Raw genomic sequence first — 23,536 nt, forward strand, 5'->3', positions numbered from 1 at the left:
TGTCTTCATTGCAACGGCCCTCCCGCCAACCGCCGCGCTCCTTTCCGCGCGGAAAGGTCCGAGGTGCCGGCGCGGCTCCCTCACCAGGTGCGGGGACCCGTCTTTTTCGCACCTTTTCAGCTCCTGTTGGCCATGTACCACGCTCGAACTGTGTCCTCGAAATCGCGCAACTCGACGCAAGTATCGCGCAAGCTCCGCCAGGCGCCCGAGATTTTGCGCATCGCCTTCTTTCGGCCGCGGCCTGGACCATCCCCGCCCAGCTCCTTCAGCAGCAGGGCCGCCCAAAGCTCTTTCGGGTCGCATTCCGCGCGCACCGTCGTAAACGGCACGCTCAAGGTGTCCTTGTAGAGTGCAAGCATCCAGACTTCGATTTCCTGTATGGCAACGCAGGCGACCAGCCTGCCTGGATGTTCAGCCTGCCGTGCGAGCGCCTTCGCCGTGTTGCTCGCGCGATCGCAGTCCCGGTCCACGACCAGAAGAAACAAGTCGATCATCGGATTGTTCCGGATGATGTCTGCGATCATCGTTGGATCGAGGGCATCGCTCGAGCCCCGCAAACGCGGCTCCGGGAGGACGTCGATGCGGGCTCGGATTTCCAGGTCTTGGAACATGGCTTCGACCACCGGTTTGACGATGTAGCGATCGAGCTCTTGGTCCTCTGGAATGACGAGGACCTTCATAGTGCCCGCTCCAGCCAACCGGTGGAGACGAGATGCTCGAGGTCCTTGGCGTCGCGGAGCGTCGCGAAGTGCGGCAGGTCCTTCAGGCGTGAGCAGACCGTGGTCCCTTCGGCCTGGTCCCGCCCGAAGGCGATGACGTTTCCGAGCGCCTCGGGGGAGAGGTGCGCCAGCAAGGTCGGGGAGTGGGTGGTGGCCACGACCTGGATATTTCGCTCCGCGGTTACCCGTTCGAGGAGCTCGGCGAGCAGCCGGATGCGCGATGGATGGAGGCCGACATCAGGTTCCTCCAATACCACCAGGGATCCTTCCGGGCAGGTGAGCAACGCCACGAGCTCTCCCAGGAAGCGGAGGGTTCCATCGGAGGCGCTTCGGGCCGAGATCGTTCGGCCGCTGCGCTCGACGAGGAGCATCATGACTTCGCGCAGCCGGGTGCGATCGAACTCGATGCGCTCGATCTCGGGCGCGCAGAGCTCGGATAGCCATTCGACGATGTCCTCGAGACGTCCCGGGGTGCGGCCCAAGGCTTCGAGCACCGGCGAGATGTTCTCTCCGGATGTGCCAAGGTGCGCGCCGTTTTCGGGCCGGTAGTCGCGCATGAGGGACGGTTGAATGTCCAGGAAAACGGCCTGGCGAAGGGCCGTACGAACCTCGCTCTCCGTCTGTCCGAGGAGCTGTCGCAAACCTCCCCCGTGGCTGTGAAACCGAGCGACGACATCGCCACCTTCATCGACATTGGAAGGCTCGAAGAGGCCTTCGCCGGCGATCTGGACCCCTTCGCCCGTGTCGACGATGAGGTAGTACTCGAGCTCGCGGGAACCGAACGACCATTTTGCCACCAGCGTGAAACGGCTGGACCCTTGGCGTGCCGCCTCCACGATGCCACCCCGAATGGGGGGCCAAATCTGACGCTGTCCTTCCCAGCGGCCGCCGAGGACATGGTCCACGGGATAACCGAGGGCGCACCCCTGCAAGAACCGTAGGGCGTCGAGCGCGTTGCTCTTCCCGCTGGCATTGGGCCCGACGAGCAAGGTCAATGGCGCAAACGGAAGCCGGCTTCGCGACCCCTTTCCGAAGCTTTTCCAGTCGCACAGTTCGAGTGAGCTCAACATGTCGCTGTTTCTCTTAAAGAAACATACGCTCCCTCGTCTCGAACCGCTCGCGCCGTGTGGCTGCTCCCAACGCGTACCGGCGCCTCATTTCAGGCCTCAAAGCGCAAACCGATGCCGCACGGCACCCGCCGCCGGCACCTGGATCGTCGCCGATTGCGTCTTGCCGCCTAGAGCGGTGCAAGCGACTTCGTGCGCCCCCGCCGGTAGCTCGATGGCCGAGAGGGGCGTCGGTCCGAACGCCTTGCCGTCGATGGCCACGGTGCACGTGCCCCCCGCCGCGGCGACGTCGAGCTTACCGGTCGCGGGCGCCGCGGCGCGCGCGAAACCGGAGGCGCGCGCGGGGACGCCGGCGGGCTGGGGCGACTCGGACACGACAGCCGGTGTCGATGGGGCGCCTACGCCCGCGGCCGGCGATTCGGATACCGTTGCGGTGGGAGGTGGCGCGCCCCGCTTCGCGTGGTTCGCGTAGAACGCTGCGCCGAAGAGGACCACCAGCATGGCGGTTCCCGCGGTGCCCGCAAAGGCCCATGGGAACGCGCGACCGATGCCCGGAAGGGAGCTCGTGACGGTGTGCGAGGCGGCGGGCATGCTGAGGTGTGCGCCGCCGAACTCCTTCTCGTTTCGATCGTTCCGATCCGTGCGATCGCTCGCGGGGCCCTCGCCCCCCGGCTCGATGGCCTCGGCCAGCTGCCGGCCGTAGAGGAGGGCTTCTTTTTGGGAGACCAGCTTCTCGGCGAACAGCGTGTGCATGAAGTGCGCGAGCCCGATGGGGCTCACCACCAGCTGTTCGCTCCGCACGAAATCTTCGAGCGCCGCCTGCAGCGCACGCGCCGTGGGAAAGCGGCCTTCCCGGTCGCGGCAGAGGGCGCGCATCACGATGGCCTCGAGCGCCGGTGGGTAGCCGGCGACGAGATCGGACGGCCTTGGGTAATCGCGCTCGCAGATGGCCCGGAGCGTTTCGTATTCGCTCGACGTCTTGAAGAGGCGGTGTCCGGTGGTGAGCTCGAACAGGATCACGCCGGTCGAGAAAATGTCGCTCCGTGCATCGAGCGGCTCGCCGCGTGCTTGCTCCGGTGACATGTAGGGAACCTTCCCTCGAAGCTTCCCGGTGGTGTCGGCGTGCAGCGCGCGCTCGCTCTTGGCGATTCCGAAGTCGATGATTTTGATGTCGCCCGAAAATGTGACCAGCACGTTTTGAGGGGAGACATCGCAGTGCACGATGTTGAGCGCCGTTCCATCGAGGTCGCGCTTTTCGTGCGCATAGGAGAGCCCCGCGCAGATCCCGAGCACGATGCGGAGCGCGTGCTCGCGGGAAAATTCGCGGGGCTTTCCTGGCTCTCCTGAAGGAGCGCTCGTTCGACGCATCTGGCGGGCGATGGAGCGAATGTCCTCGCCGTGGACGTGCTCCATGGCGATGAAATAGGTTCCATCGACCTGACCGAGGTCGAAAACGTGGACGATGTTCGGGTGCGAGAGCGTGGCCACGACCCGCGCCTCGTGCAGAAGCATCTCGATGAACGCGCGATCCTGGTTCAGTCGCGGCAGGATCCGCTTGATGACGACGAGTTTCTCGAACCCCGCAACGCTCCTCTGGAGGGCCAGAAAGAGCTCGGCCATGCCGCCGGTGGCGAGCTTGCGAAGCAGTGTGTACTTCCCAAAACGTTGCGGGCGCCCAAAACTTGCAGCCGCATCTCCACCGGGCGCCGCGCGCACAGACGACGCTGCACCGGGCGAGGGTGTAGGCGAGAGCTGCGATTCTGGTGGCAAGGGCGTTTTCAACGTGTGTGGTCTCCTCAAGCCAACGGAGCCGACGAGACACAAGCTTTCAAGCGACGCACAACGTTAATCTGCAACCCTCGCCCCGGTCAATTCAGGGCTGATGTCGGCAAATTCGTGGGCTACTGCGACTACTCAGGGCGGAGCGAGGCGAGTCGATCCTTGTTGGCTAGCCGAAGCTTCTTGAGCCGTGACGCCTGCTCCTGCTCCATGGGGGTCATATGAAAACCCCTGCGCTCGAGCTTGTGGATCTGATGCTCGAGGTCGCGCGTTTGTGCTTCCAAATCGCTCACGGAGCTCTGAACCATTCGCTTCATGGGTCCTCCTGGCGGTGATTCTAAAACGCTAAGACAATCTCGCGCGACGTCAACAGACGACGGCGGTCGCGCTTTGCGTCATCATCACCGTAGTAACTGGATGACGCGGACCACCCGACCTGTATTCCCATGCAAACACTGCTGATTTCCCGAGCTCCCACACGCAGCATGCTGCAGCTGGCGTCTGCCTTGCTGAGTCCTTTTTTTCTCGTTTCTTTTCTGTTTCTTACGCTGCTGGCCTCGTTCGGGTGCAGCGCCCACGCGCCAACCCCCGCAAAAGAGGCCGTTTCGCCGCCGCTTCGTGTTCGCGTCCCCACCCAAGTCGTCACGCCCACCCTCGATGGCTCGGAAAAAGAGCTGTTCGAGCGCGGCGAGCGCGCCCTCCTCGGCCAGCGATGGCGCGAGGCCGCCGATATCTTCGAGACCTTGATCCGGCTACCGCCCGAGGACGCTTTGCACCCCGCCGTGCTCTTCGATCTGGGGAGCGCCTACGAGGGCCTCGAGGTGCGCGATCGCGCCCGCGACTCGTTCTCCGAGCTCGCGCGGCGCTTTCCGCGTGACAAGCTGGCGCGCCCCGCGCTGCTCCGCGGGCTCGCGCTCTCCGTCTACCTCGAAGAGTGGAAGGCCCTCGGCGATGGCGCGGAGGTCCTGCTCGCACGCGACGATCTCGATCCGGTCGACCGTATGACCGGTCTCGGGGCACGCGGTCTCGCCCGCATCGAACAAGGCGACGATGCGCGCGCGATGATCGATGTGCAGAACGGTCTCGACCTGGTCGAAGAACACCGCTACGGCATGACCGGCCGCCTCCCCACCGCCGCATCGCAGCTCAAATTCGCGCTCGGCGAAATCCGCCGCGTCCGATCCGAGCGGGTTCAATTCGTCAATCCGCTTCCGAGCGGTGAGCTTCCAAGCGCGGCCGCCGTCTCCCCGGACTTCCTCTCCAAGATGGAAGCGCGCTGCCAAGGGTTGCTCGACGCGCAAGCCGCCTACGGCGATGCCATGCGATCCATCGATGCCCACTGGATCGCCATGAGCGGCTACCGGGTGGGCGAGATGTACCGAAGGCTCCACCACGATTTGATGCTCATCCCGCCGACCTTGCTGACCAAGACGGACAAGCAAAAGTCGATCTTCTACGCCATCATGCACCTTCGCTACCGCGTGCTCCTCGAGAAGGGGCTCGAGATGACGAAGCGCACATTGGTCATCGGGGAAAAACAGCTCGACTCCTCCGCTTGGGTGCGCCGCGCCGAGGAGATGAAGCGTCAGATCGAGCAGGCCCTCGAGGAGGAGAAGGCGGTGTTTGCGGGGTTCCCGTTCACCGAGGCCGAGGTGCAGGGGGCGCTGGACATCATGAAGAAGAAGGCAGAGAAGCAGCGGGCGAGCGGGAAGGTGCGTTAGCCGCTACGAAGCATCCCGAAGCTCCAGCACCGGGATCGCGGGGGCGTGGCGCGTGAGCTTGGCGCGCAGCTCGGGAGCTCGTTCGGCCGTGGTCTGCAGGATGATGTGGAAAGGGGTGGGCGGGCTGAGATCGTCGCCTTGCTCCCAGGCCTCGGCCGCCTCGGTGAGGATCTGGAGAAGGGTGTCGAGCTCGCCGGCATCCGCATCCGCCAAGACATCCGCCGCGTCGAAGACGACGAGCACGAAGCCGCTCGCACGGAGCCAATCGAGATCGCGCATGCAGTCGAGGAACGCGTCCCAGTTTTCGCCGAAGTACGTGGGGAACTGCAGCAACGCGCCGAACTGGTCGAAGACGCCTTGGCGGGTTCGCATGCGCTTTCCGCGCAAGGTGCCGATGAAGGTGCGCGCGGCCGCGGTCTCGCCACGAAGCTTCCAGATCGCGGTGCTCACGGTGTCGGGGGGCGCGATCCACTGGGCGATGGATGGCGGACCTGGCTTCAGCAAGTCGGATGTACTCATTGCATGTAGTGCATCACATTTTGGTGAAGGTGCTGTAGTGGTCGTTGGTGTACCACTTTCGGCCATCGCTTCCGATGACGACCCGTTCGGCGCCTCGGTTGACGCCCTTCTTGTGCGGATGAATATCGTACTCGGTATAGGTCACCGGGTTGCCACTCCCGTCGGTCGTCGGTAGCACGCCCCCGTTGTTCTTGAACTTGGTCCCGCCAACCGTGTTCGAGTTGTAATACGTAAACTTTCCGTGCTTCGTCGTGCCGCTCGTGTTCATGCCCGCCGCAGCGCTCACCGCGGCGGGAGGTATCGTTACGGCTGCTGCGCCGGGCGGTGATGTGACGGGCAGCACCGGTCCCGTCGTTCCGCCGCCCGATCCACCTGCGCCGGATCCGCCTGCACCCGCGCCGGAACCGCCCGCGCCGCTGCCCGATCCGCCTGCGCCGGTTCCACCACCGGAACCGCCCGCGCTGCTGCCCGATCCGCCCGCACCGGCTCCACCACCGGAACCGCCCGCGCCGCTGCCGGCTCCACCACCGGAACCGCCCGAGCCTCCACCCGCGCTGCCGCCGGAACCGCCCGCGCCGCTGCCGGCTCCACCACCGGAACCGCCCGAGCCTCCACCCGCGCTGCCTCCGGAACCGCCCGCGCCGGAGCCGGAGCCACCTGCGCCGCTGCCGGCTCCACCGCCGGAACCGCCCGAGCCCCCACCCGCGCTGCCGCCGGAACCGCCGGAGCCACCGCCGCCGCCCACGGTGGAACCGCCACCCCCGCCCGATCCACCCCCGCCACCTACGACAGAGCCACCGCCGCCGGAGCCGCCGGCCCCGCCGCCCACAGTGGAACCGCCCCCCGCCGAGCCACCGCCGCCGGAGCCGCCGCCCCCACCGCCCACGGTGGAACCGCCCCCCGCCGAGCCGCCGCCCCCACCACCGCCAGTGGAACCGCCACCACCAGTGGAACCGCCCCCGCCCCCCCAGTGGAACCGCCCCCGCCAGTGGAACCGCCCGAGCCGCCACCGCCGGTGGAGCCGCCCCCGCCGCCACCCCCGCACGACTGATTGTGCACCCAGACCGCCGTGCGCCCCACGAAGTACGTGTGATCGCCCTCGACCTCGAGGTTGTAGACGGCCGCCTCCTGCGCAACGGGCACCAATTTCGTCACGCGAACTTCGCGCGCTTCGGCATCGACGAGCGTCTCGCCGATGGCGAGATCTTCGGCGCGGAGCCACCCGCGCTCTTGCGAAAAGTACAGGTGCTCCGGGGTGGAGCGAACGCTCTCGCGCGCACCGTCGACCGTCTCGACGTGGACGTCGAGCAACGATGGGGCGCCGCGGAGGAAGGTCTGCACGATGGGCCGCGCCCGCGTGACGTTGTCGTTCTCGCCGCGTGCAAGAACGAGCTCGCCCGCCTTCAGGCTCTCGATCGGCCGCGCACCCGACGGCGTGGCCACCAGGGTCCCCGCCACGAAACATGCACCCGGCGCGCTGCACCCGCGCCCGTCGCACACGGTGCCGTCGCCGCCGCCTCCTCCGCCCGCGCCACCACCACCTCCGCCCGAGGGAGGCAACCCCGCACCCCCTTTGAGCGTCGCCTCCGCCACGCGGACGGTGCCGCTCGTACTCTGGGCGAGCAGTCGAAGGCCGCCGGCCACCGCGAGCACGATGGCAAATAAAATCAGCGCATATTCGACCGTCGTGACGCCGCGTCGATCCTGGAAAAGGCGCGCGAATCCACGAACGAAATTGGAAAAGACCCCCACGTTGCGGCGATGCGTTGCCGCCGTCGACGGTTTCTCGTTTGGCATGTCTCGATGGTCCTCTTTAGCATTTTACGGAACCGAAATGACACCGATTACCTTCGGCCAAACACATTGTTTCCTGTTGGACACACCGCCCGCACGGGATCGGCTCCGTCCATGACGAAATGCGCCCTCACATCGAGGCTTGTTCGCAATTGTCGATTACGACGATGGGGTGGCTCCCCTGAACGCCACGATTGCCATGAACCCCGTCGCCACCGGTGAAATGTCCCACCGGACCAGCCCCCGCAGGAGAAACGTCCGCCAGAGAAATGCTCGCCGTAAGCAAATACCGAATGGCTGAATGGGCTGAATAGCCGAATGACGGAATAACCGAACCGCCGAACCGCCAATCAAGCTAGCCGTCGCGCGTCCCTTCGGGGCTCGGCACTTTGGAGCGCGCATCGCTTGGATCGGCAACCCACGAACCGCCCGGTGGGTTGGGTGCGTTCTTGTTGGGAAGCTCGGCGCGAATGCGCTCGCTGCGGGCGAGGCGCTCCAGATATTCGAGGCGTTTCGCGGTTTCGCTGCGGAAGACGCTGAGCTCGCGGATAAGTCGCTCGATGCCCAACTCGTTCTTCAAGTTGACGCGATAATCGGTTTCGGCCTGTTTGCGGTCTTTCAGGGTTTGCCGATTTTGGCTCATGACGATGAGCGGCCCTTGCAGCGCAACGAGAATGGCCAGGAACAAGTTGTAGAATTGAAAGGGGTATTCATCGAATGGCCTGCCCGGCAGGCTGGGGGAGTTGAACACCGCCCACCCGATGGTGAGGAACATCAGAAAGAGGATGAACGCCCAGCTTCCATTGAGGTCGGCCACCTTGTCGGCCAGCCTCTCGCCCCAGGTCAGGTTCTCCTCGATCTCCTTCACCACGTCCTTGGCCGCGCGCTGACCCAAGAGCTCATTGGTCTCGCGCAGCCGCGCCGCCATGTCGCTCAAGATCGCGATGGCGGCGTTTTTGGACTTCATCAGGTGCTCGCCCAGGTGCTCGCGCGTGAGCTCCAGCAGCACCGCGTCCTCGATGGCCTCCACGCTCGCCGAGCGCGGCTTGTCGTCGAAGAGGGCGAGCTCTCCGAAGTACTCGCCAAAGCCATAGTCCTTGAGCACGATGCGCGGTGCGTCGGCCGATTCGGCTGGAAGGAAGATTTGGACCTGCCCCGAGAGGACGATGAACATGCTCGAGCCGCGATCGCCTTTGGCGAACACGACCTTGCCGCGTTCGTAGCTCCGTTCGGTCAGTCGCTGGGCCAGTCCTTCGCGGTCCCCATCGGAGAGCCCCTCGAAAAGGGGAATTTGGGCCAGCAGCTCGGCATGCAGCATCGGGACGTAGGGTCGCGCGAGCGGGGAGGGACGCGCAAGAGGTAGTATGCCACCCGATGCCATCCTGGGTGACCGAGCTCGCGCCCATTGCGATCCTTCTCGCGGTCATCGGGGTCGTCTCGCTCCGCTTGCCACGGGTGGATTTGGCGGGCGAAGGTGGCGCGCACGCGGGCCTTCGGCACTCGCCTGCCTTCGTGCGCCGGCGGTTCCTCAATTGGTTCCCGGTTGGGCTGACATACGCGTTCCTCTACATGGGCCGGTACAACCTGACCGTCTGCAAGAACGCGCTTGGACAGGTCATGTCCAAGGAAGACTTCGGTACGATCTTCTCGATCGGTACCGTGGTCTACGGCTTTGCCTTTGTACTGAACGGCCCGCTAACCGACAAATGGGGCGGGCGGCGCACCATCCTTTTGTCCGCCGTGGGGGCCGCGCTCGCGAACCTCGGCATGGGCTGGGTCCTCCTCTCCGGGCGACGCCATGACTTACCCGGTGTTTTCGCGCCGCTGTATGCGCTCAACATGTACTTCCAGAGCTTTGGCGCGGTGTCGATCGTCAAGGTGAACGCCGCCTGGTTCCATGTGCGGGAGCGCGGGACCTTCGGGGGCGTCTTTGGCATCCTGATCTCGCTCGGCATCTATTTCGCGTACGACTGGGGCCAGTTCATCGTCGACCACGCGGAGCTGCACTGGGTCTTCTTCGTTCCAGCGCTCTTGCTGCTGGCGTGTGCGGTCTTCGATGCTGCGTGGGTGCGCGATACCCCGGGCCAGGCCGGGCACCTCGATTTCGATACCGCCGACAGCTCCTCGGGCGATACCGGCCCCGCGCTCACCGTGTTCGAGGTGGGGAGGCGGATGCTCCGGCACCCCGTCATCATGACCATCGCCCTGGTGGAGTTTTGCAGCGGCTACCTGCGCAACGCGATCATGCAGTGGTATCCGATCATGGCCAAGGAGACCGGCATCGCGAAGACCTTCATCCCCGCTCACTGGGGCATGATGACCTGCATCGCCGGCATCCTCGGCGGCGTCTTCGCCGGCCTGATCTCGGACCGCATCTTTCACTCGCGCCGCGGTCCGGTCTCCGCCGTGCTCTACGGCGCCATGCTGGCCGGCACCGCCGCGATGTTTGCCGCGCTCGCGACCCCGCTCCTCGGATGGCTGGTGGTCTTTCTCTCCCTTTGCATCATCGGCGTGCACGGGATGCTTTCGGGCACGGCCAGCATGGACTTCGGCGGCAAAAAGAACGTGGGCGTGGCGGTCGGATTGATCGATGGCTTCGTCTACCTGGGCACCGCCGTGCAAGCCTATGTGCTCGGTCGCGTGCTCCCCAAGGGCCAGGACGCGCGCAGCCCCGAGACCTGGTGGCAGTGGCCGCTGGTGATGGTGCCCGCTGCGCTCGCAGGCTTTCTGCTCGCGACCCGCGTGTGGAATGCGAAACCCAAGCCGCGCGAGTTTGCCGCGCAAGATGGGTAGACCCTCGACGGATGGGTAGCGCAAGCGCACGTGCGCGCGATATGGTGGGGGCATGTCTCGCGCGGGACGACGCGGAAGGATCGCGGTCCATCTCGTTAAGTTCGTTGGTTGGGTCGGGCTCGTTGGGCCCATGGGGCTCATCGCGGTGGGTGCCTGTGGTGGCGATACGTTCACCAACGATCCGGCGCTCGGCGGCGATGGGGGAGGGGATGCGGGCGCCGCGGGCGATGCTCGAGGCACGGGCGACGCACGGGACGAAGGGTGCGCGCCGGGCCTCTCGAAGGGCGCCTTCTGCTCCAACTTCGACGATCCCACCATGCAGTTCCAGCGGGATGGGTGGACCGGCTACTACCAACCGCCCCAGAGCACGCCCTCGCTCACGGTCTCTCGCGCGACCACCACCGGCGCCACGTCGGGGGCCAACGTTCTCTTCGTCGCCAACAACGACGCGCAAGGCGCGTACGTGTGGATCAAGCGCCCCAACAAGCCGAAGCACGTTCGATTCGCGTTCGATCTTCGCAGCCTCATCTTGGGCAGCCGCCCGCTCGTGCCCGCAGGCGTCGCCATCTGCGCGTCGCGCGACTCGTCGAATTGTTACGTGCTCCAGCTCCGCTTTGGGACGGGGAGCGATCGCCTCAAGCCCGTCTTCTTCGAGGAGCGCTCGGACACGGGCTCCGCGCAGCGTCAGCTCCCAGGGGTGGACACGGGGGTCATCGAGGGCACGTGGTCGCGCGTGGTGCTGGAGGCGCACCTCGAAGGCGACGCCAAGGTGCTGGTGACATTTGGCTCGAAGCATACGTTCGGCATTCGGCCCCCGAGCGATATCGTCGATCGCATCGACCACGTCGAGCTCAGTCTGGGCGCCGTGGAGGCGTCCCCGAACGATGACTACCGGCTCCTTTACGATACGGTGACATTCGATCCGGAGCCGCTGTAAACGGCGTCGCGGGTATCGCGACGAGCGGCGTTGCGCGCGAGACGAATGGCGCTGCGGTGTCGAAACGAGTGGCGCTGCGGTGTCGAAACGAGTGGCGCTGCGGTGTCGAAACGAGTGGCGCTGCGGTGTCGAAACGAGTGGCGCTGCGGTGTCGAAACGAGTGGCGCTGCGGTGTCGAAACGAGTGGCGCTGCGGTGTCGAAACGAGTGGCACTGCGGTGTCGTGACCGTCGTGTCGCGGGTGTTGCGACCTTGCGACGACCTGTCCGGGACAGGGCATGAGCTGTCCGGGACAGGGGCGGTGCGGCGAATTTACGGAGATTTTCGCATCGAATGGTCGGCACGCCGCGTGTTCTTGCGGGCGGGCATGGAACCTCACACCGCCCCCGAAGCACTTCGCATTGCCATTTTGCTGATGGTCGTCGTGGCCTTCCTCTCGCCGCGCACGGTCTTCGCGCAGTCGTTCTTCTCCCCCAACGATCCGGACATCGATCCCGATCGCCTCGAGCGGATGGAGTTCGGACGCCGCGGCTCGAGCTGGTTTTCGGTCGCAGGATACACGCAAAATCGCGACGGCCAGACGCGCGACGTCGGTGCCATTGCTTCCCTGGAGCTGCCGCTCGACCGGCTCGCGTTCCACCAGGCCGCGCGCCCGCTCGTGAAGGGCGCGCTGGCAACGGCTCCCTCCGTGCCGACCGGCACGTTCTCGGCGACGAGCCTGCCCGTCACACGCGACGTCGCACGCAGCGCGGTCACCGCCGCATGGCACGCCGCCGGCCTCGGCGCAAACGACGCCAAGGTCGATGCGCTCGCGTCCCGGGCGCGCTGGAGCGCCTTGTTTCCCGAGACGCGCTTGCGCATGGCGCGGCAGATCGATGAAACCGCGCGCATCGACTCGAACGCCGCTGGCCCGCGCACCACCGACAGCGCAGGCGCCAACCTATGGCTCGAGGCGCGCCTCGCGTGGCGGCTCGACAAGATCCTCTACGCGGACGACGAGCCAGCCTTCGAGCGCATGCGGTTCGAGCGCCACGACGCCCGCACGCGCTTGGCGGCGCGTGTTCTCACCTTGCTCGGGCAATGGCAGCGCGCATGGGTGGACGCACGCCTCTCCGCGCCCGACTCCTCCGAGTCGCTCGAGACGGGCTTGCGCCTGAGCGACGCCGAAGCGGCGCTCGACGTGATCACGGGCTCGTGGTTCGGACGCTGGCGCGCGTCCTTGGACAAATGAAGATGCTGCGGCTACGCCCGTCGATCGCTCTCGCGCCGATCGGGCGCGAAGGCCTGGGACAGCGCGGAGGCCAGCTCGTCGGGGTTGGCCGCGCGCCGGTCGGCCGACTTTCGGCGCTCGGAGACGAGGGCGCGGAGCTCTTCGATGCTCCGTGCGGTGCGGCCAACGCGGCGGTGCATCAATTCGTGCGTGCCGCACACGACGACCGGCTCGCCGCCGGCAAGACGCAAAGAGGTGAGCGCACGCGCATCGCGCTCACCGCATACCGCGCACGTAGAACCGGTTCCGAAGGCTTGCATCCCTCGACCCTCCCCCATTCAGGGGGCGTGGGCCAACTTCGTGGCGCTCGCCGCGGCGCGCGCGCGGGCGGGGGGCGGAATTTCGTAATCGAAATAGAGAGATGGCGAGCCGGTCTGGCCATCCATGGCCGCGCGCGCCACGTTGTACATCTCGCGCGCGGTGGCGTAGTGGAGCTGCCAGCGGATGCCGTCGTTGTAGTGCTCGCGCAGCGCGGTGTGCAGCGCGGCCATGTTCTCGCCGAGCACCGCCTCCGCGTTGCCCTCGGGCGCGCCGTGGGTGTGCACCTTGACGAAGACCCAATCGGGCCGTCCGGCGATGGTCACGTTCTGCCGCACCCAGTGGTGAAGGCGGGCGGGGGTCGGCGGATCTTTTGCGTCGAGCGCGCCCCCTTCGATGCGGACCTTCGCCTTGCCCGGCCGCCGGGTGATCGCCAGCGGGCCCTGAATCATGAGCAGCCGATCGCGGCGCACCATGCCCACGTGCGCCAGCTCGCCGTCCTCGTAAGCGCGGCGCCGTCGAATGTCGCCGCGCGGGTAGTAGATGGAGTTGACGATGTGGGGCTGGCAGGGATCCGGCGCGCTGGGGAATGTCAGATCGGCGTAGCACCCGAGCTCGTAGAGGAGCTCCATCTCGTCGTCCACGCCGCACCAGCGTCCATCGGCGCGCGCGTTGGCCAGGCACCAATTGCCGTGGATGAAGGCCCACGCCGGTTGCCCTCGATACTGCGCGATCACGCCGTGGCTCCCCAGATCGCGCAAGGTCTGTTGCAAGGCCGCGCGCAGGGTTTCGCGTGTGTCGCCATCGTGGTGGAGATGAACCTCGACCTCGCCGAGCCCCAGCTCGCACATCTCGGCCAGAGGCTCGATGAAGCGCGGATCGTACTGCTCGCCCGGGAAAAAATAGGAGTGACGCGGCGGCCGCCCGTTCGCGTCGGCGAAGCGGCGCGCCAACTCCGGGTACCGCCGGCGCCACCGCACCACCCGCTCGAGACCTTGCTCGAACGAGACGTTCCCGTGCAAAGGTTCATAATGATCGCAGACGGCAAAGACGAGGTGCCGCAGTCCGTCCGGCTGTCTGGGGATCTGGAGAGGGACCTGGAGAGGCACCTGGAGACGGCGGAGCGAGGCGCGCGCCCTTTGTACCGCCCACCCCGGGACCCAACGATGCAGCTCTTTCGCTTTGAGCGCTTGGAGTGCTCTCAGCTTGGTCCGCACGCGCGCGATCACAGGGGTGCAATGCTCTTTCGACTACCGCCGTTGTTCTTCACGTGCTGGGCATCCCAGAGCACGACGCCCACCGCTTTGCGCGGTCCGAGCTGCTTCACGCCCTCGCGCACGTCCACGCCACGGGAGACGGCGCTCTGCGCGACCACGATGACCCCGTCGACCGCGTTCTCGACCACGTTCGCGTCGCCCGAGCCGAGGATGCTCGGCCCATCGACCACCACGTAGTCGTAACCGCGGCCCAGGAAGCCGACCACGTTCTGGAAGTGGGTGGAGTGCAAGGTCTCCGGGAAGGTGTGCGCGCCCGTCTCCTCGGCCAGCACGTGGAGCGATGGCCCCAGGGCGACCACGGTCCACGGGTCCATGCTGCCGCGCATCTTGCGCGCGAGCTGCGTGGAGAATCCGTGCCCTTCGGGGACGCGAAAGCCCAGGATCTTGGCGATGGTCGGCCGCTGGAAGTTGGCCTCCATGAGCAGAACACGCGCACGCTGCGATTCGCTCAGGACGAGCGCCAGCTGCGTGGAGAAGGTGCTCTTGCCCTCGCCGTCGCGCGGGCTGGTGACGCCGAAGACCCACATGCCGTCGGAGCGGCGTTGCTCGAGCCGGTGGCGGATGACGCGAAGCGCGGCGGCCGCCTCGGGGGCCGTCTCGCCGAGCATGATCAGAACGTGTGTATCGGGCGGGGTCGCCCAAGCTGGAACGATGCGAACCGGCGACTCTGCGCCGTGCACCGCCTGAGCAATTTCATTTCGCGACAAGACCAAGGTTCGGGGGGGATCGTCAATCAGCATGAGTTACCTCCTCCGTTCGAGACATCCGCCGGAATCGAGGAGTTCCTCGGGGCCGGCGTGTCCGAACGGACTGAGTTTCTTGGAGGTGGTTCGGGTGAGTTCGTGGAGTTCGTGGAATTCGTGGAGTTGGAAGAGTTGGCCGCGTTGGCGGGTGATGGTGGAAGTTTGGGGATGGTGCCGAGTACCGGGATGAGCCGCAGCAGCTCGACGTCGTGGGCATCGATGAGCGTATCGTTGGTCGCTACACGTGCAAACGCGTAGCCAACGGCCACGAACATGGTCAGACCGAGGCCAAGCAAGGCGGCGTTGGTTCGGCCACCGCGCGCGGGGCGCGTCGGACGATAAGCGGGGTCGATAATCTCCATCTGCGCATCGCCGGTGGCCTCCGCGGCGCTTGCGCGAAGACTAGCGCGATCCATCCGTCGCGCCAGATCGTCGTGCGAGGATTTCGCGTCGCTCGTTGCACGAAGCAACCGTTGCCACTCGGTCTCGAGGAGCACGAGTGGGTTCATCGGCTCTTGCGACGGCACGGGCTTGGCGCTGGTGTCGGCCGCGGGCGCCGCCGCGTTGTTCGCGCCGCGCTTGGCCACTTCCGCCTGGCGCTGCGCGATCTGGCGTTGAACGTCCTCGAGTCGCTTCTGCAGATCGGGGGCGACTTGAGCGTTGTCGACTTGGCTCTTGTCGCCGCCATGCTTTGCAGCCTCGAGCTGCGCCTCGGCGGTTTGAAGCGTCTTGCCCGCCGCATCGACCTGCGCCCGTGCGGCGATGACATCGGGGTGCTGCTCGGTGAAGTGCGTAATCTTGTCGGCCAAGTCGGCTTGCGCCTGCGCGGCCCGCCGTGCGGCTTCGTCGCGCGCCTTGGCCAAATTTGCCACGCTGTCGTTCACCGCAGGCGCCGCACCTTGCGTCTGGCGCGCGCGGACCTCGTTGTCGAGCCGCGCCTTCTGCCGGTAGAGCGACGCGAGCTGCGGATCGGTGGAGTGCTGCGCGGCCACGATGCCGGGCATGAGCGGCGGCGCCTGGCCAAACGGGGCGCCGGCACCCTGGCCGCTAAAGTTACCTTGCCGCGTCTCGGCGGCGAACTCCGGGTGGATGGAAAGGAATGTGGCCAGCTGCCGGTTGGCGGCTTCCAGCGCCTCCTCGGCGCGTTTCTCCTCGACGGCGAGGAACTCGGCCTGCTGCTTCGACGTGCTCAAATTTCCTTTTCGAAACTCCTCCATCGTCGACTCGGCGAGCTTCTGCGTGACCGAGCGCGTGCGGTCCGGGTCCGCGTCCTCGAAGGAGATGACGAACGTCTCGCTGTCGCGCCCGCGGAACCCGACGTGCAGCCGCATCTCTTCGACCGCGTCGATCATGCCTTTCGACTCGACCGTCTTCGGGTAGAGATTGAACTCGCGGATGACGGGCTCGAGGCGCGTACGCGTCAGCAGGGTATCTTTCAACTTCGGCGCGAGCTTCATGGCGCGCTCGGAGGGCGACTCGTCACGGTCATCTGTCTTGATGGCCGGTCGGACGAGGACCACACATTCCGATCGATAGATGCGCGTCAGATTCATGGCGACGGCGATCGAGATGCCTGCACCTAAAACGAACAAGGCGAGGGCGCTCTTCCAGTAGTGCGTGGCGCGCTTCGCGATGACACGCGCGCGCTCCATGCGCTCACGCGGGGTAAGCTCACGCGGCGCAATGGCTGCGAACTGGCCGGAAGCCGCAGACACGCGAAAGGCTTGCTTAAGGGCTCCGAAGAGTCCGGACGGATCTTCGGGAGGGGGATTGGGCATGCATGTGTAGATGCTGGATTCGGCGCCGCGGATCTCGTCTTTTTTCGCGATAAAAGGGCGTGATATCGTGCTCTGCCTGATGGTTGCGCTTCGAAAATTCGGAAGGTTTTACGGCTGAGCCGTGCCGAAAACCGCAGAAAATTCGTGATGGAAACGTAACCACGGTCATCCAAATGGCGCCGCAAAAAGAGCAAGCGGACCCAAGTATACCGGGAGCCACGGAAAAAAATGCCAACTTATCTGGTCACCGGAGGAGCCGGCTTCATTGGCTCATCAATCGCTGAAGCCCTGCTCGCACGCGGGGAGACCGTCCGCGTGCTGGACGACTTCTCGTCGGGGCGCCGTGTCAATTTGGAAACTCTTCCCAATAAGGGCGGCAAGCTCGAAGTCACCGAGGGAACCATCCTCGACCCCGACACGGTGACGCGCTGCATGCGTGGGGTCGACGTGGTTTTTCATGAGGCCGCCATTCCCTCCGTGGTTCGCTCGGTCGAAGATCCCCAGCGGACGACTTTGGCCAATGTGCAGGGCACCACCGTCGTGCTGGACATAGCCCGCAAGGAAAAGGTCAAGCGCGTCATCTATGCGGCGAGCTCGTCGGCCTACGGCAACACGAAAACGTTGCCCAAGGTGGAGACGATGACGCCGTCCCCGCTCTCGCCGTACGCCATCGCCAAGCACGCAGGCGAGCAGATGATGCGGGTCTTCGCGAGCCTGTACGGGATCGAAACGTTGAGCCTCCGTTACTTCAACGTGTTCGGCCCGCGGCAGGATCGCAAGAGTCAGTACGCGGCCGTCATTCCGAACTTCATCAGCGCGGCGCTCTCGGGCCAGCGCCCCATCGTCTTTGGCGATGGCGAGCAGACCCGCGACTTCTGCTTCATCGACAACGTCGTGCGCGCCAACCTCCTCGCCGCCGACAGCCCCAACCCGCTCAGGGGCGAGGTCGTGAACATCGCCTGCGGCGAGCGCACCTCGCTCAACGCGCTCGTCAAATACGTCGCCGAAGAAGTCGGCGTCCGTCTCGACATCGACTACCGCCCCGAGCGCGCCGGCGACGTCCGCGACTCCCTCGCCGACACCTCGGCGGCCCGCGCGCTCATCGGCTACGAGCCACTCGTCGACATCCGCGAGGGCCTGCGCCGCACCATCGCGGCGTTCCGTGCGACCCAGGCGTAGGTGTCTTCTCCTCCGGGGGGAGACAAGTCCTGGAAACGTGGTAGTCTCGAGGGACGATGACGATGGTCGTTCGCGGGCGTATTCGAGCGGGGCGGGTGGAGCTCGAAGAGCAGCTGCCGGAAGGGGCGGAGGTCGTCGTGATTTCGGCGGATGAAGCGGACGAGCGGGACGTGTTCGTCCTGAGCGCTGCGGATGCGGCCGAGTTGGACGCGCGTGCCGAAGCCGACGACGATGCCTTCGAGTCGGTCGAGGAACTCATGCGGCGTCTGCAGTCGCACCAATGAAAGGGCCTCTCGGCGTGCGCATCGAAAAGCGCGCGTCGCGAGAGGCCGAGCGAATCGATCGGTGGTGGCGGGAGAATCGGCCTGCCGCGCCTACCATGTTCGTGGATGAATTAAAAGGCGCCTTGGGGGTGATCGTATCGGCGCCGACCATCGCCCCGCGAGCTGTGGGGGCGCGCCGGGAAGGCGTGCGCCGGTTCGTGTTACAGCGCACGCGGTATGCCTTGTACTACGTCGTTGTCGACGACGTGCTTTCGGTCCTCGCGATCTGGCACTGCTCGCGAGGATCCGAACCGACCTTGTGACGAGCGGTCTCTACTCGTCGTGCTCCGCCAAGTGCGTCAGCGGTTGCTCGCCGGCCATGACGCGAAGGGTGTTCTTCAAGCGCAGGTGTTGCAAGAACAGATCGTGCTCTTGCACGTGCCCGCGCTCGACGTGGGGGCTCTTGAAGTAGAACGACAGCCACTCCTGCACGCCGCTGCGGCCTGCGCGGCCCGCGAGGTCGAGGAGGAGCGCCAGATCGAGCACCACCGGGGCGGCGAGGATCGAGTCGCGGCAGAGGAAGTCGATCTTCATCTGCATCGGGTAGCCCATCCAGCCCGTGATATCGATGTTGTCCCAGCCCTCTTTCTCGTCGCCGCGCGGAGGGTAGTAGTGGATGCGAATACGGTGGAAGAGATCCCCGTAAAGCTCGGGGTACACCTCGGGCTGCAGGATCGTATCGAGCACGCCCGACTTGGTGACCTCCTTCGCCTTGAAGCTCTCCGGATCGTCGAGCACCTCGCCGTCGCGGTTGCCGAGGAGGTTCGTCGAGAACCAGCCGCGCACGCCCAAGGAGCGCGCCTTCAGGCCGGGGGCGAGCACGGTCTTGACCAAGGTCTGCCCCGTCTTGAAGTCCTTGCCGGCGATGGGGACGTTGCGGTCGCGCGCCAGATCCTCCAGGGCCGGGAAGTCGGCCGAGAGGTTCGGGGCGCCGTTGGCGTAGGGGACGCCTTCTTGAATGGCGGCGTAGGCGTAGAGCTGCGAGGGCGAGATGGCCGGATCGTTGGCGCGCAGGCCCGCCTCGAAGGCTTCGATGGAGCGATGGCAGTCGGCCGGCTCCAGGTAGATCTCGGTCGACCCACACCACACCATGACCGCGCGATCGGCCTTCGACTCCGCGATGGCGTTGCGGATGTCTTGGCGGAGCTCCTCGGCGAGCTCGAACTTGGTCTTCGCCGTCTTCACGTTGGGACCATCGAGCCGCTTCACGTAGTCGCGGCTGAAGGCGGCCTTCATCGGCTTGATCGAGTGAAGGAAGTCCTTGTGCGTCTCCAGATCGTGGCGGCGAAGGACCTCCGCGCGGGAAGCCGCTTCGAAGGCGTCGTCGGGGAACACGTCCCACCCGGCGAAGGTGAGGCTCTCCAGCGGCGCGAGGGGGACGAAGTCACGAATCAGCGGGTTGCGATTCGCCGAGCGCGGACCGATGCGGATGGTCTGCATCTGCGTGACCGATCCGATAGGGCGCGCGGTGCCGCGTCGGACCGCCTCCACCCCCGCGAAGAACGTGGTCGCAACCGCGCCCATGCCCGGCGTTAGAACGAGTAATTTGCCCTTGGAGTCTTGGATCGGCCGCTGCGTCATATTGGTTGGTCTGCGTTTGTGGGAAGGTTTGTTGCTTCGAACAGGGCCTCGTGCGAAGTGCGCGCGCCCTTTCGAGCGGATCGGCGGCGGAGCCTATCCTATCTTTCCCTGCTGTCCAACGGACCCGTCAGTGGCCCGCGGATACCTTTGCACCCTTGGGTGGCTTGCCGAGCAGGAGGATAAGCGGCAGAAAGACCACGAGCAGCGCCGCAGTTGCCCAGAACGTATCGGAGAAGGACAGCACCGCCGCCTGCTTGTTCACGGTGGCGTCGAGCAGCCCCAGCGCCTTTTGCCGCGCTTCCTCGAGGACCATGCCCTTGCCCATCAGCATGCGGGTCAACTGGTCGACCCGCTCGGTGGTGAAGGTGTCGCTCGGAATCACGTGCTCGACCAACATGGCGCGGTGGTATTGCTGCCTTCGGCTGAGCATCGTGCTCAGGAGCGCCACGCCGATGCTTCCGCCGAGTTGACGCGTCAAGTTGAAGAAGCCGGTGGCGGTGCCGATGTCCTTCGTCGGCACGGGGCCGAGGGTCGCCGTGTTGAGCGGCATGAACATGAACACCGTGCCGAACGAGCGCAGGATCAGCGGCCAGAAAAGGTCGTGTCCACCGGTGTCTGGGGTCAGGCTCGCCAGCCAGAGCACCGCGCCGATGAGGACCATCGACCCACCCGCGAGCGCGATCCGCGGATCCACTTTGCCGAGGATCTTCGAAATGATGACCATGGCGACCGCCGACGCGATGGCGCCCGGCAAGAGCAGCATGCCCGTCTGTTGCGACGAGTACTGCATGATGCTCTGCGCAAAGATGGGGATCGCGAAGAGCGCACCGTAGAGGGTCATGCCGAGCACGATGGAGAGCAGGCTCCCCGACCAGAGCGACCGATACCGCAGCACCCGCAGATCGACCACCGGGTGGTCGGAGCGAAGCGAGCGCACGGTGAAGGCCACGAGCCCCACGACCGCCATCACCATCCCGAAGACGATGGCGCTCGACTCGAACCAGTCTTCGTCGTTGCCCTCCTCGAGCACGGCCTGGAGCGCGCCCAGCCCGATGGCGAGCAAGCCGATGGCCGTCCAGTCGATCTTCGACGTGACCCGATCTTCGGCCCGGTCCGGCGGCAAGAAGTACATGGTCAGCGCCACCGCCACGGCCCCCACGGGCACGTTGACGAAGAAGATCCAGCGCCAATCGACGTTGGTCACTAGATAGCCGCCGAGGGTGGGGCCGATGGCGGGCCCCGAGATGACGATCAAGCCGAAGACCGACTGCGCGAGCATCTGTTCCTCTTTGGGGAACGTCTCGAACAGGATGGCTTGCGCCTTCGCCATCAAGCCTCCGCCCGTGAGCCCTTGGAGGATGCGGGCGGCGATGAGCATCGGCAGGGTGGTGGAGAACCCGCAAAGGACGGACGCGAAGGTGAAGCCCAGGAGCGAGAAGAGAAAATACTGCTTCTTCCCGAAGCGGTGCCCGAGCCACGCCGTGAGCGGCAGGATGATGACGTTGGCGATGGCGTAGCTCGAGACCACCCAGCTCACTTGGCTGAGGGTGGCGCCGAGCGTGGCCTGCATGTCGCTCAGCGCGACGTTGACGATGCTGGTGTCGATGAGCTCCAGGAGCGCGCCCAGCGAAACCGCCGCAGCGACGCCCCACTTGTTCACGGTGCGGGCGGGCGCAACCTGCGTCAGCGGACCCGCGTTCGAAACGGCGGCGGTCATGTTCTTCCCCTCGATGCTTACTTGCGGGTGTCGACGGTGACGTCGACGCTCATGCCAGGACGGAGCACGATGCCATCGGGCGCCGCGTGCAGCTTGATGCGAACCGGCAGGCGCTGGACGATCTTGGTGAAGTTGCCCGTCGCGTTGTCGGGCGGGAGCAGGGTGAAGCGCGAGCCGGTCGCGCCCGAGAGGCTCTCGACCTCGCCCTCGAGCTCGCGCCCGGGGAAGGCGTCGACCTTGAAGTGCGCGGGCTGCCCCACGTGCATGTTGGTGACCTGCGTCTCTTTGAAGTTGCCCGTGAGGTAAATCTCCGGGGTCACCAGCTGCACGATGGTCTGACCGAGGGCGACGTTCTGGCCCTCGTTGATGGTCTTCTTCGACACCACGCCGTCGTGCGGCGCGAGGATCTTCGTATAGGAGAAGTCGAGCGCGGCCAGATCGCGCTGGGCTTGCGCCATCTGCACCTGAGCGTGCGCTTGCGCGGCCTTCGCGCGCGCCTGGCGAACGAGCACGGGGACGTTGTTGGCTTGCTTCGCCTTGGCGTCGGCCTCGGCGACCTTGCTTCGCGTCTGCGTGACCGTGAGCTTCTCGGTGGTGAGCCGCGAGCGCGCGGCGTCGAGATCGGCGCTGGCGCGGTTGAAGGCGGTGTCGGCTTGGTCGAACACGGATTTGGCGACCGCGCCGCTGTCGAAGAGGGCCTTGGCGCGATCGCGATCGAGCTTGGCCTGCGCCAGCGCCGCCTCGGCCGATTGAACCTGCGCCTCGCGCTCCTTGATTTGATCCTGCGTGGTGGCCACGCCGGCCCGCGCGGTCTGCAGGCTGGCGTCGGCGAACGACTTGTTTCCGATGGCGTTGCTCTCGGCCACCACCGCGTCGGCGTCGGCGGCGTCGGCCGATGCGATCGCGGAGGCGAGGGTGGCCTCGGCTTGCGCCAAGCGCGCCTTGGTGGGCGCGTCGTCCAGCTCGGCGAGCACGTCGCCCGCGTGCACCTTCTGGTTTTCGACGAAGAGGATGTGCGCGACCGTCCCCGCCGTTCGTGCAGGCACGGCCACGATGTTGGCGTCGATCTGCGCGTTGTCCGTCGTCTCCAGCCCGCGGTGCGCCAGGTACCAGCCGGCGGCGCCGGCGACGGCCAGGGCGGCGGCTCCCATGACGAAGAAACGACGTCGCTGGGGTTGTTCGGCGGCTGCCAGCGGTGTTGCGGCCGGCGTTGCGTCGGTTAGGGTTGAGCTTTGGAGATCGTTGTCGAGGCTTGCAGAGCTGGTTGTCATCGCGACTTTTCCATTTGGCAACTGGACGTTGCCATAGTGAGGTCGCGGGGTTGCGTTGGCAACTCTTGGTTGCCATATTTTTGGGATAGAAAGGGATACCGACACGATCGCTAGACCGGGGGTAACCAATGACGGACGAAAACCGACATACCGACGAAGTTCGACCTCGACTCCGAAACGCGAGCCGCAACACGCGGCGAACCGAAGGGGTGCGCCTGCAGGGCCGCAGCGCGGAAATTGTCGAGCTCGTATTGGAAAATACGGCGGAGGAGTTTGGCCGGAGTGGTTACGCCGGTCTGCGTGTGGATGAAATCGCAGCGCGGTCCGGCGTGAACAAGACAACGATCTATCGTCGCTGGCCGACGAAGGATGATCTCGTCTTGGCCGCGCTCCATTGGATCAGCCCCTACAAGCATCCACCGAACACGGGCTCGATGCGGGAAGATCTTCTCGCGATGCTGCGCGGTATGGCGGAGGCCGCCTCTACACCGAAGGGCCTCGCCATCTATCGCGCGATCCAAATCGAGCGCGCGCAGCCCGCCTTCGAGCCGCTCCTGGCGCGGCTCAAGGTCGAACTGCTCGCCAGCCGTCAGGCCATCTTCGACCGCGCCATGGAACGCGGAGAGCTCCCCTCGTGGACCGACGGTGCGTTGGTGGGCGAGGTTTGCTTTGCCGCAGCGTTCCTGCGCATCGTGACAGTTGGACAAAAGTTGGATGAGTCGTTCATGCAGGCTCTGGTCGATCTGATCATTGCAGGCGCAAAGAACGTGACGCCTCGTCCCAAAGACGGCGCTTAGGCGCGCGTGAACGC

Annotated in this window: 23 protein-coding genes; 8 read left to right on the top strand and 15 right to left on the bottom strand. The window is 65.8% G+C overall.

All coding sequences use genetic code 11. From position 1 onward, the window contains the following. Positions 1–116: 116 nt before the first annotated feature. From LZC94_05490 to LZC94_05505, 4 genes are all read right to left on the bottom strand, one after another. Positions 117–680: a hypothetical protein gene (locus LZC94_05490; protein ID WXB16729.1), complete on the bottom strand. Its 564-nt coding sequence runs from the start codon at positions 678–680 to the stop codon at positions 117–119. Beyond that, entirely contained in the window at positions 677–1,789 is a 1,113-nt protein-coding gene (locus LZC94_05495; GenBank protein WXB16730.1) for an AAA family ATPase, read from the bottom strand. The genes LZC94_05490 and LZC94_05495 overlap by 4 nt, the downstream gene beginning before the upstream one ends. Positions 1,790–1,885: 96 nt before the next feature. Beyond that, a complete protein-coding gene (locus LZC94_05500) occupies positions 1,886–3,568 on the bottom strand; it encodes a protein kinase (protein ID WXB16731.1) in 1,683 nt (560 codons plus the stop codon). A gap of 128 nt (positions 3,569–3,696) precedes the next feature. Continuing rightward, a complete protein-coding gene (locus tag LZC94_05505; GenBank protein WXB16732.1) occupies positions 3,697–3,882 on the bottom strand; it encodes a YdcH family protein in 186 nt (61 codons plus the stop codon). Between the two features lie 189 nt (positions 3,883–4,071). On the opposite strand from LZC94_05505, the gene LZC94_05510 reads away from it, so the two are divergent. Further along, positions 4,072–5,286: a hypothetical protein gene (locus LZC94_05510; protein ID WXB16733.1), complete on the top strand. Its 1,215-nt coding sequence runs from the start codon at positions 4,072–4,074 to the stop codon at positions 5,284–5,286. 3 nt (positions 5,287–5,289) lie between these two features. On the opposite strand, the gene LZC94_05515 is transcribed toward LZC94_05510, so the two are convergent. From LZC94_05515 to LZC94_05530, 4 genes are all read right to left on the bottom strand, one after another. Then, positions 5,290–5,805, bottom strand: a complete 516-nt coding sequence (locus tag LZC94_05515) for a barstar family protein (GenBank protein WXB16734.1) — start codon at positions 5,803–5,805, stop codon at positions 5,290–5,292. A 13-nt stretch (positions 5,806–5,818) separates the two neighbouring features. Further along, complete coding sequence (locus LZC94_05520) at positions 5,819–6,073, bottom strand: hypothetical protein (GenBank protein WXB20348.1); 255 nt, start codon at positions 6,071–6,073, stop codon at positions 5,819–5,821. A 515-nt stretch (positions 6,074–6,588) separates the two neighbouring features. Next, positions 6,589–7,602 (bottom strand): HINT domain-containing protein, encoded by a 1,014-nt coding sequence (locus tag LZC94_05525; GenBank protein ID WXB16735.1) that lies wholly within the window; start codon positions 7,600–7,602, stop codon positions 6,589–6,591. Positions 7,603–7,954: 352 nt separating this feature from the next. After that, on the bottom strand, positions 7,955–8,917 hold the full coding sequence (locus LZC94_05530) for a DUF1003 domain-containing protein (GenBank protein WXB16736.1): 963 nt from the start codon (positions 8,915–8,917) through the stop codon (positions 7,955–7,957). Between the two features lie 56 nt (positions 8,918–8,973). Here LZC94_05530 and LZC94_05535 point away from each other — a divergent pair, with 56 nt between their 5' ends. The 3 genes from LZC94_05535 to LZC94_05545 all read left to right on the top strand — a co-directional run bounded on the left by LZC94_05535 (position 8,974) and on the right by LZC94_05545 (position 12,559). Beyond that, positions 8,974–10,392, top strand: coding sequence for an MFS transporter (locus LZC94_05535; protein ID WXB16737.1), 1,419 nt, complete (start codon positions 8,974–8,976; stop codon positions 10,390–10,392). Between the two features lie 130 nt (positions 10,393–10,522). Beyond that, the gene (locus LZC94_05540; protein ID WXB16738.1) at positions 10,523–11,329 is read left to right on the top strand and encodes a hypothetical protein; all 807 of its coding nucleotides are present in this window, start codon (positions 10,523–10,525) and stop codon (positions 11,327–11,329) included. A gap of 366 nt (positions 11,330–11,695) precedes the next feature. Next, on the top strand, positions 11,696–12,559 hold the full coding sequence (locus LZC94_05545) for a hypothetical protein (protein WXB16739.1): 864 nt from the start codon (positions 11,696–11,698) through the stop codon (positions 12,557–12,559). Between the two features lie 11 nt (positions 12,560–12,570). Here the strand turns inward: LZC94_05545 and LZC94_05550 are convergent, their stop codons facing one another. The 4 genes from LZC94_05550 to LZC94_05565 are packed head-to-tail and all read right to left on the bottom strand — an operon-like array spanning position 12,571 to position 16,591. Then, positions 12,571–12,858 (bottom strand): hypothetical protein, encoded by a 288-nt coding sequence (locus LZC94_05550; GenBank protein ID WXB16740.1) that lies wholly within the window; start codon positions 12,856–12,858, stop codon positions 12,571–12,573. 18 nt (positions 12,859–12,876) lie between these two features. Next, positions 12,877–14,085 (bottom strand): hypothetical protein, encoded by a 1,209-nt coding sequence (locus LZC94_05555; protein ID WXB16741.1) that lies wholly within the window; start codon positions 14,083–14,085, stop codon positions 12,877–12,879. Beyond that, positions 14,082–14,873 carry a CpsD/CapB family tyrosine-protein kinase gene (locus LZC94_05560; protein ID WXB16742.1) on the bottom strand — a complete coding sequence of 264 codons (792 nt, stop codon included), beginning with the start codon at positions 14,871–14,873 and terminating at the stop codon, positions 14,082–14,084. Before LZC94_05560 ends, LZC94_05555 begins: the two co-directional genes overlap by 4 nt. Beyond that, on the bottom strand, positions 14,867–16,591 hold the full coding sequence (locus LZC94_05565; GenBank protein WXB16743.1) for a hypothetical protein: 1,725 nt from the start codon (positions 16,589–16,591) through the stop codon (positions 14,867–14,869). Before LZC94_05565 ends, LZC94_05560 begins: the two co-directional genes overlap by 7 nt. Positions 16,592–16,882: 291 nt before the next feature. On the opposite strand from LZC94_05565, the gene LZC94_05570 reads away from it, so the two are divergent. From LZC94_05570 to LZC94_05580, 3 genes are all read left to right on the top strand, one after another. After that, positions 16,883–17,833 carry an SDR family oxidoreductase gene (locus LZC94_05570; protein ID WXB16744.1) on the top strand — a complete coding sequence of 317 codons (951 nt, stop codon included), beginning with the start codon at positions 16,883–16,885 and terminating at the stop codon, positions 17,831–17,833. A 62-nt stretch (positions 17,834–17,895) separates the two neighbouring features. Beyond that, positions 17,896–18,117, top strand: coding sequence for a hypothetical protein (locus LZC94_05575; protein ID WXB16745.1), 222 nt, complete (start codon positions 17,896–17,898; stop codon positions 18,115–18,117). Next, positions 18,114–18,419, top strand: a complete 306-nt coding sequence (locus LZC94_05580; GenBank protein ID WXB16746.1) for a type II toxin-antitoxin system RelE/ParE family toxin — start codon at positions 18,114–18,116, stop codon at positions 18,417–18,419. The genes LZC94_05575 and LZC94_05580 overlap by 4 nt, the downstream gene beginning before the upstream one ends. 10 nt (positions 18,420–18,429) lie before the next feature. On the opposite strand, the gene LZC94_05585 is transcribed toward LZC94_05580, so the two are convergent. From LZC94_05585 to LZC94_05595, 3 genes are all read right to left on the bottom strand, one after another. Continuing rightward, positions 18,430–19,737 (bottom strand): inositol-3-phosphate synthase, encoded by a 1,308-nt coding sequence (locus LZC94_05585; GenBank protein ID WXB16747.1) that lies wholly within the window; start codon positions 19,735–19,737, stop codon positions 18,430–18,432. Positions 19,738–19,864: 127 nt separating this feature from the next. Beyond that, entirely contained in the window at positions 19,865–21,454 is a 1,590-nt protein-coding gene (locus tag LZC94_05590) for a DHA2 family efflux MFS transporter permease subunit (protein WXB16748.1), read from the bottom strand. Positions 21,455–21,471: 17 nt separating this feature from the next. Then, on the bottom strand, positions 21,472–22,605 hold the full coding sequence (locus LZC94_05595) for an HlyD family secretion protein (protein ID WXB16749.1): 1,134 nt from the start codon (positions 22,603–22,605) through the stop codon (positions 21,472–21,474). 329 nt (positions 22,606–22,934) lie between these two features. On the opposite strand from LZC94_05595, the gene LZC94_05600 reads away from it, so the two are divergent. Beyond that, positions 22,935–23,522 carry a TetR/AcrR family transcriptional regulator gene (locus tag LZC94_05600; protein ID WXB16750.1) on the top strand — a complete coding sequence of 196 codons (588 nt, stop codon included), beginning with the start codon at positions 22,935–22,937 and terminating at the stop codon, positions 23,520–23,522. The last annotated feature ends 14 nt before the right edge of the window (positions 23,523–23,536 follow it).

The organism is Sorangiineae bacterium MSr11954, from assembly GCA_037157815.1.
Taxonomy (GTDB): Bacteria; Myxococcota_A; Polyangia; order Polyangiales; family Polyangiaceae; genus Pendulispora; species Pendulispora albinea.

Excerpts from the sequence above, each read along its gene's own strand:
- LZC94_05505 (WXB16732.1), bottom strand. The coding sequence starts at position 3,882 with ATGAAGCGAATGGTTCAGAGCTCCGTGAGCGATTTGGAAGCACAAACG.
- LZC94_05545 (WXB16739.1), top strand. The coding sequence starts at position 11,696 with ATGGAACCTCACACCGCCCCCGAAGCACTTCGCATTGCCATTTTGCTG.
- LZC94_05550 (WXB16740.1), bottom strand. The coding sequence starts at position 12,858 with ATGCAAGCCTTCGGAACCGGTTCTACGTGCGCGGTATGCGGTGAGCGC.
- LZC94_05590 (WXB16748.1), bottom strand. The coding sequence starts at position 21,454 with ATGACCGCCGCCGTTTCGAACGCGGGTCCGCTGACGCAGGTTGCGCCC.
- LZC94_05520 (WXB20348.1), bottom strand. The coding sequence starts at position 6,073 with ATGAACACGAGCGGCACGACGAAGCACGGAAAGTTTACGTATTACAAC.
- LZC94_05490 (WXB16729.1), bottom strand. The coding sequence starts at position 680 with ATGAAGGTCCTCGTCATTCCAGAGGACCAAGAGCTCGATCGCTACATC.
- LZC94_05540 (WXB16738.1), top strand. The coding sequence starts at position 10,523 with ATGGGGCTCATCGCGGTGGGTGCCTGTGGTGGCGATACGTTCACCAAC.
- LZC94_05525 (WXB16735.1), bottom strand. The coding sequence starts at position 7,602 with ATGCCAAACGAGAAACCGTCGACGGCGGCAACGCATCGCCGCAACGTG.
- LZC94_05495 (WXB16730.1), bottom strand. The coding sequence starts at position 1,789 with ATGTTGAGCTCACTCGAACTGTGCGACTGGAAAAGCTTCGGAAAGGGG.
- LZC94_05515 (WXB16734.1), bottom strand. The coding sequence starts at position 5,805 with ATGAGTACATCCGACTTGCTGAAGCCAGGTCCGCCATCCATCGCCCAG.
- LZC94_05530 (WXB16736.1), bottom strand. The coding sequence starts at position 8,917 with ATGCTGCATGCCGAGCTGCTGGCCCAAATTCCCCTTTTCGAGGGGCTC.
- LZC94_05570 (WXB16744.1), top strand. The coding sequence starts at position 16,883 with ATGCCAACTTATCTGGTCACCGGAGGAGCCGGCTTCATTGGCTCATCA.
- LZC94_05535 (WXB16737.1), top strand. The coding sequence starts at position 8,974 with ATGCCATCCTGGGTGACCGAGCTCGCGCCCATTGCGATCCTTCTCGCG.
- LZC94_05560 (WXB16742.1), bottom strand. The coding sequence starts at position 14,873 with ATGCTGATTGACGATCCCCCCCGAACCTTGGTCTTGTCGCGAAATGAA.
- LZC94_05580 (WXB16746.1), top strand. The coding sequence starts at position 18,114 with ATGAAAGGGCCTCTCGGCGTGCGCATCGAAAAGCGCGCGTCGCGAGAG.
- LZC94_05575 (WXB16745.1), top strand. The coding sequence starts at position 17,896 with ATGGTCGTTCGCGGGCGTATTCGAGCGGGGCGGGTGGAGCTCGAAGAG.
- LZC94_05585 (WXB16747.1), bottom strand. The coding sequence starts at position 19,737 with ATGACGCAGCGGCCGATCCAAGACTCCAAGGGCAAATTACTCGTTCTA.
- LZC94_05595 (WXB16749.1), bottom strand. The coding sequence starts at position 22,605 with ATGGGAGCCGCCGCCCTGGCCGTCGCCGGCGCCGCCGGCTGGTACCTG.